This window comes from Suttonella ornithocola (genome assembly GCF_001889065.1).
Lineage (GTDB): Bacteria > Pseudomonadota > Gammaproteobacteria > Cardiobacteriales > Cardiobacteriaceae > Suttonella_A > Suttonella_A ornithocola.
Genome location: NZ_LWHB01000206.1, coordinates 1 through 3,661, shown reverse-complemented (window position 1 = coordinate 3,661; position 3,661 = coordinate 1). Strand labels below are relative to the sequence as shown.

At 35.8% G+C, this 3,661-nt stretch carries 3 protein-coding genes and 1 pseudogene; 1 reads left to right on the top strand and 3 read right to left on the bottom strand.

Annotated features, from left to right (window positions below):
• Positions 1 to 439: 439 nt before the first annotated feature.
• From A5N85_RS12920 to A5N85_RS15805, 3 genes are all read right to left on the bottom strand, one after another.
• Entirely contained in the window at positions 440 to 1,753 is a 1,314-nt protein-coding gene (locus tag A5N85_RS12920; protein ID WP_072577567.1) for a DUF2130 domain-containing protein, read from the bottom strand.
• A 104-nt stretch (positions 1,754 to 1,857) separates the two neighbouring features.
• Positions 1,858 to 2,010 carry a hypothetical protein gene (locus A5N85_RS15810; protein WP_169818675.1) on the bottom strand — a complete coding sequence of 51 codons (153 nt, stop codon included), beginning with the start codon at positions 2,008 to 2,010 and terminating at the stop codon, positions 1,858 to 1,860.
• A 61-nt stretch (positions 2,011 to 2,071) separates the two neighbouring features.
• A complete protein-coding gene (locus A5N85_RS15805; protein ID WP_072577566.1) occupies positions 2,072 to 2,449 on the bottom strand; it encodes a tetratricopeptide repeat protein in 378 nt (125 codons plus the stop codon).
• Between the two features lie 905 nt (positions 2,450 to 3,354).
• On the opposite strand from A5N85_RS15805, the pseudogene A5N85_RS16750 reads away from it, so the two are divergent.
• Positions 3,355 to 3,567 (top strand): annotated as a pseudogene (locus A5N85_RS16750) (transposase); the annotation flags it as partial.
• Positions 3,568 to 3,661 lie beyond the last annotated feature (94 nt).

Here is a 3,661-nt window from a genome sequence, read left to right as displayed (position 1 = left end):
TGCTGATCTTGTAGCGCTTTGCAACAGCGCGCCAAGTTTCTCCATTAGCAATATCGTTAAGAATTTTCTGTCGGAATTGGCTGCAGTAGGTCATAGGATATGCTCAGTTTGTTTTTGATAATTCGGTAGTGGTTTGAAAAGTATGCTGGAATATTATCAAATAATCCAATGGCAGTTAAATATTTAAATATCAATATATTAAAAGAAGTATTTTTTGTAAGAGTATGTTTAGCATACTTTTCAAACAACTACCAATAATTCTACTACAAGTTGTTCTTTATATCTGCTTTGGATAGATTGGATTCTAAGTGATTTTACTATAACATTAACTCAATATCCGCCTTGAGAACAGCATTCTATTCTTCAAGTACGGTATGCATTTTTTGGGAACCCTACTATATGCGAGTTAAAGACATTTTGCTCTATTTTTACATTATTATCAGGATGATAACTTATCCTGCTTTAATGCATCAAACTTTGCTTTCATGGTTGGATTTTTACGTGTGAGTTTTTTCACCGTTAAATCTTCTGCCTTATTATTGGCGAGGCGTAGATTATTCTCCGATGATAATAAAGCTTCTTTTGTCTTTTGCAGATGCGTAATTGTTTTATCAATTTCGCTGATAGCTTCACCAAAACGACGGCTAGCTAATTCATAATTTTTTGCAAATGCTGTTTTGAATGACTGTAAGTCTTCTTCAAAATTTGTAATATCAATATTTTGTGCGCGCATTAGAGCGACTTCTTGTTTATATTGCAGTGTATTTAAAGCAGAATTGCGTAATAAAGAAATCATTGGTACAAAAAATTGTGGACGAATGACATACATTTTAGGATAGGTGTAAGAAACATCGGTTATGCCTTGATATAACTCACTCTCTGTCTCTAAAAGAGAAACTAAGACCGCATATTCACATTGCTTTTCTCGACGGTCTTTATCCAACTCTTTAAAGAAATGTTCGTTTTTCTTTTTCGTCGCTGTTTCATCTCCTTCATTTTTCATCTCAAACATAATTGAGAGAATCTCATTGCCATGCTCGTCATATTCGCGAAAAATATAATCTCCTTTACTGCCAGAAGTAGCGTTATTATCCTTACCAAATTGCGCAGAGGGAAATGCCATTGCTCGCACCTGATTAAATGCGGTTTCACAATGAATTTCTAAAGTTTCTCCCAGCATTTTGGTAGATTGCTTAGCTTTAAAATCTTTATAAAACGCAATTGTTTCTTCTTTTAGCTTAAGTTCAGCTTCATATTTTTCACGTAAACTTTGCTTTTCTAAAGCATTCTCCGCATCCCGAGATTTTAACTGTGCTTCCAGTTCTGTCAGGGCTTTTGATTTTTCTGCAATCGCTTTTTCAACTGCTAAAGATTTTTCTGATGCGGCTAACAATTTATCTGATTGCAAGGTGAGTTTTAATTGCTCAATTTCCTGTGTTTGTTCCGCCAACTTAGTTTGTAATGGTGCGGTAGCATTTGCGATTGCGAGCTGTTGGGCTTGTTGATGGGTTTCAATATGATGTTGTAAGCGCGTTATTTCAGTTACTTTTTCGGCTAATTGTTTTTCAAAAAACTGTTCTGTCTCAGTTTGCTGTAAGCGTATCTCACTATCTAATTGTGCTTTTATTTGTGTTATGCGTTCTTCAAGTTCCACGTGAAACGTATCATTACGAACTTGGTTAACAATCTCAGCATAACTTGCTTCATCTATCGTGAATGCCTTATGGCAATGGGGACATTTAATCTCATTCATAATATGTACTTTGTCTATATAGAAAGGTTAAAAATAGAATTATCCCGATAGGATTTTACGCTATTTTGTCTTAAAGCAACTTATTTCTATGTTGTAGATTATAGCTATTGAGTATTCTCGGCGTGATTGTGCGCTAAAACAAACTTTAATTCTTCTAAGTTGGCTTTTGCTTTTTTATTGCTTTGTGCTGCTGCCTTTTCAAACCAATATTCTGCTTGGTGATAATTTATAGTGCGATCAGCTAAAAAACAAAACATCCTATAGCCCTTATCTAGCCATTCTGGCGGTAGATAACGTTCTGTTTTTTAGCTGATTTGACTATATATCAATATCCCATTTGCCATAACCATAGATGACACCAAGATTATTTTGTGCAATGTTATAGCCTTTTTCAGCAGCTGTTTTAAGCCATTGATAGGCTTTTGCGTACGCTTCTTCAGATGCATACAACATAGCAAGACTGGTTTGCGCATGAACATTCCCTTGGGTAGCAGCTTTTTTAAGCCAGTATTTTTCTACATTTTTATTTAGATACTGATATTGAAGACCAAGTGCATATTGTGCATTACTATCGCCTTTGAAAGCGGCTTTTTCTAACCATTGCCGAGATTTCTGTGCATTTTGTATCCCGCTTTTTTTATCAGCGAATATATAGAGTAAGCCGAGATGATATTGCGCCTCTATAGAGCCGAGCATTGCGGCTTCTTCCCAGCATTGAATGGCTTTTTTATATCTTTTTTCACGCCATATCCATTGGCATACATCATGCCGAGAAGGAACTTTATTTGTGCCTGCGTCATGCGTTTTTTATCAAATTGCAGAGTTGTTGTGTCATATTTTGTTGGAATATAGCCGAAGAATTATCCAACGAGTAGCTGTAACTTTATTTTGTTCTGTTGATACAGTGTGCTCATGATGACTATCAAATGGTTCTAGCATTTTTGCATAAGAGGTCGTCATAAATATTACCCCTAATATTAAAAAGAAAATCTGTAAATGATAAAGTTTGTTTGAAAACATATTTTTCCTTCCGGATTTAAAACAAAAAATACGACATTTACTAAGGTATGGGCACAGTGTGCAGATGACTTAGGTGTTTTGCTAAAGAATATAGAAGATTGGTCATTTAATCGTGAGAATATTATAGATATCCAATCCTGTAACGTGAACTATCAACGTTCTTTGTCTGACAAAAATGGATAATACTTTTTAGATAACTTGCCAGCGATGATGTTTTCGCGTGATCAATTGCCATATTAGCAATAGTGGTTTAAGTAATATGCTTATAAATAGACAGTTATTTTACGGTGTTAATCATAGTGTTTCATGACTTCCGCCTCTTTACTGTTTCATACAATGTCACTTTCTTTGAAGGCGCTTGGATACCATCTAGAAATAGGAAGTTTGGCAGCAGAGCTTTATCTAACTTTCAGCATCGTTGTGCTTTGCTATATAAGAGTGCATCTGCTGCCGTGACAAGGTGGTAGGTTAAGACCTTTTGAGACTTTTGCAAAAAAATTAAAATCTTTAAAACTATCAATATGATTGAAGTAAAAAGGGAGCAATGATGAGCCGTTTTTTTTCAGCATAGTGCCAAAAGCATGATAAATAAGCACATAGACCGTTATCCCTTACTTAAACTAGCAAGAGTGATAGACTGGCAGTCGATAGAGCGTTGCCTAGTTGAGCAGAAAAACCAGCAACAGCGCGACAAGCGAGGACGGATAAACTACCCGCTATTGAGCATATTCAAAGCCATCTTACTCGGACAATGGCATAACCTCTCAGACCCAGAGCTTGAACACAGTTTTGTTATAGCTGAATAGGTTTAGCTTGCATACAAACTGACAAACCACAGACAGCTAACCTCAGTATGGGAAAACGAGCTAATGCTGTATGTGAGTTAAA

Excerpts from the sequence above, each read along its gene's own strand:
- A5N85_RS15805 (WP_072577566.1), bottom strand. The coding sequence starts at position 2,449 with ATGCTCGGCTCTATAGAGGCGCAATATCATCTCGGCTTACTCTATATA.
- A5N85_RS12920 (WP_072577567.1), bottom strand. The coding sequence starts at position 1,753 with ATGAATGAGATTAAATGTCCCCATTGCCATAAGGCATTCACGATAGAT.
- A5N85_RS15810 (WP_169818675.1), bottom strand. The coding sequence starts at position 2,010 with ATGTTTTGTTTTTTAGCTGATCGCACTATAAATTATCACCAAGCAGAA.